The sequence below is a fragment of the Sulfurimonas sp. genome, from assembly GCF_032250635.1.
In the GTDB taxonomy this organism is placed as follows: domain Bacteria; phylum Campylobacterota; class Campylobacteria; order Campylobacterales; family Sulfurimonadaceae; genus Sulfurimonas.
This window is the reverse complement of sequence record NZ_JAVVFL010000250.1, coordinates 1-2,353: the sequence shown is the minus strand read 5'-3', so window position 1 is coordinate 2,353 and position 2,353 is coordinate 1. Positions and strand designations below refer to the sequence as shown.

Genomic DNA, 2,353 nt, shown 5'->3' with positions numbered 1-2,353 from the left:
ACCTCTTGTGTCTTTAGTACAACTTCTTCTTTAACTTCTTGCGCTTTTTGAGTTACTTGCTCTTTGACCTCTTGAGTCGTCTCTATAGCTTCGTTCTTTACCTCTTTAACGCTTTGAGCTACACTTTTTTCTTCGGTAGCTGTCTCTTCACTCGCTTGCTTATTTTCATTGCTACACCCTATTATAAATAGCGCTGCAACCGCTAGTAAAACTATTCTCATTTTTGTTCCTAATATATTATTTTTTTCTTAAACACCAATTATTATAGCCTATTTTAGGCTAAATTCACGGTAATTTGATTTTGATTTTATGCATTCCCAACGAGGACGTTGGGAACGAGAGAGAGGAGAGTAAGAGTGAGATAAATGCTTATTTAGCCTCTTCTACTTTTTCAGAAATATCTTCTTTAATATCTTCTGCTGCGTCAGAAACATCTTCTGCTCTATCAGAAATATCTTCTTTAACATCTTCTGCTTTTTCAGAGACGTCTTCTTTGACCTCTTTTAGCTCTTGCGCTGCTTCGGTTTTAACCTCGTTTATCGTCTCTTTTGCCTCTTGCTTGTTTTCACCGCTACATCCCAAGAAAAAAAGCACTGCTGCCATTGATAGTATAAGTTTCATATTTAACTCCTTTTTTTCGACATTATACTCATAAAATCCAGATTATTATTCTTTATCTTCATCTTTTAAAACCATAGCTCTAAAAGCCTCATCTTTTGGGACTAAACCCGCTTCATATAAAAACTGTGAGGGCAAAAAATTGAGCTTTTTTATCTTGTCATATTTTGCATAGCTAAGATATAGTATATCTTTAGCCCTTGTAACTGCTACATAAAAGAGTCTTCTCTCCTCGTCTAGAGAACCGCCACGTTGCATAAGTTTACGGTTTGGAAAGCGTCCGTCCATTAGGTCAACTATATAAACCTCTTTATACTCCAACCCTTTTGAGGCATGCACACTCAGCAGATTGACCCCCTCGCCCTGCGTCAGATCCGATGAACCCAAAATCATGGCATTTAAAAATCTCTCATGTTCACTGTAAGGTGTTGAAAGTTCTTCTAGCAAAACCATTTTTCTAGCTATCCTAGAGAGTGCCTCTGTTTTTTGCTTCTCATCAATCGTACCGTCTTTAAGGAGCGCTCTTTTGCCTGCTAAAAATTCGGCTATATATTTGTAGATTGCAGACTCCGCAATCTTTTTTACAATCGTGCGGGGTTGTTTTACACCTTTGAGGTCACGAAAGAGGAGATAAAAATCGTGCAAAAATGTAGCGCTCTCTTTTGTAAGCCTTGGATGTTTTAAAATCGGATTGCGCATAAACTTATCTTCAAAACCGAGTTTTGCAAATTTTCCTACGCTTCCAAGCTCCAAAAAGTCATCAAACAAGCCCAGTTGATGGTTTAGCTTTCTCTTCTCAAAAGGATTTTTAATGGACTCATCCGGTGCATAAAGCCCGTAAAATATACTTCCATGACCGAGTGTTTTTAGCGCAATATAGATCTCTTTCGCCATGGCACTTCCTATGCCTCTGGCAAACTCAAATAGATGTATAAAAGACATCATATCCGACTCATTTACCAAAAGAGTGTAGAAATCCAAAACAGCCTTTACTTCACGCGAATCAAAAAAGCTTGTCCCGCCCTTTCGCTTACAAGGTATGTCCAGCTCACGAAGCCCAACCTCTATGCCGTCCGCCGAAGAGTTGTTTCTGAAGATGACGGCTATCTCCTCTCTTGGAGTCTGAGAGTCGCGTATTTGCGCTGCCATAGCGTGGTACTGATCGAAGAGCTCATCGTATGCAAGCAGTTTTGGAGGTTGTGAATCATGCCCTCTCGTCACTTCAAGTTTTTTGGGGTAAATCCGCTCATTATGCTCTATAACTTTTGTAGCAAGAGAGAGAATGGGAACGGTTGAGCGATAATTTTTCGTAAGCGTATGCACTTTTGCATCCGGAAATTTTTTGGAAAATGTTCCGATAATCGAGATATCCGCACCATTAAATGCGTAGATACTCTGGTCATAATCCCCTACACAAAAGAGCGAGGGCGGATTCATTGCGTCTATGAGAGTGCCTTGAAGCGCGTTTGTGTCTTGATACTCATCGACAAGAACCTCTTTATATCCAAGATCTTTAGTTTTGCACAAGGCTCGAAAATGAAGGAGCAAATCGTTGAAATTTACAAAACCGTACTCTTTTTTAAGCGCTTCAAACTCATCTACAATATCGGCATAAATCATCGCAAAAAGTTCATGCTCTGGGTATTTGTTTTTAACCCACTCTTCAAAATTATTTACAAGTTCCGTATTTTGGTAAAATGAGTAGACATCGTAGAGATAGTTTCCGCCATAAGGT

Annotated in this window: 3 protein-coding genes; all 3 read right to left on the bottom strand. The window is 39.3% G+C overall.

Annotation, left to right across the window (positions count from 1 at the left end; all coding sequences use genetic code 11):
• Window positions 1-221: hypothetical protein (locus RQ763_RS11405; protein ID WP_314153105.1), on the bottom strand; the 221-nt coding region annotated here is incomplete at its 3' end.
• Between the two features lie 148 nt (window positions 222-369).
• Entirely contained in the window at window positions 370-621 is a 252-nt protein-coding gene (locus tag RQ763_RS11400; RefSeq protein WP_314153103.1) for a hypothetical protein, read from the bottom strand.
• A gap of 45 nt (window positions 622-666) precedes the next feature.
• A partial coding sequence (locus RQ763_RS11395; RefSeq protein ID WP_314153102.1) for an ATP-dependent helicase occupies window positions 667-2,353 on the bottom strand: 1,687 nt, incomplete at its 5' end.

Coding starts and splice junctions, on each gene's coding strand:
- RQ763_RS11400 (WP_314153103.1), bottom strand. CDS start 621: ATGAAACTTATACTATCAATGGCAGCAGTGCTTTTTTTCTTGGGATGT.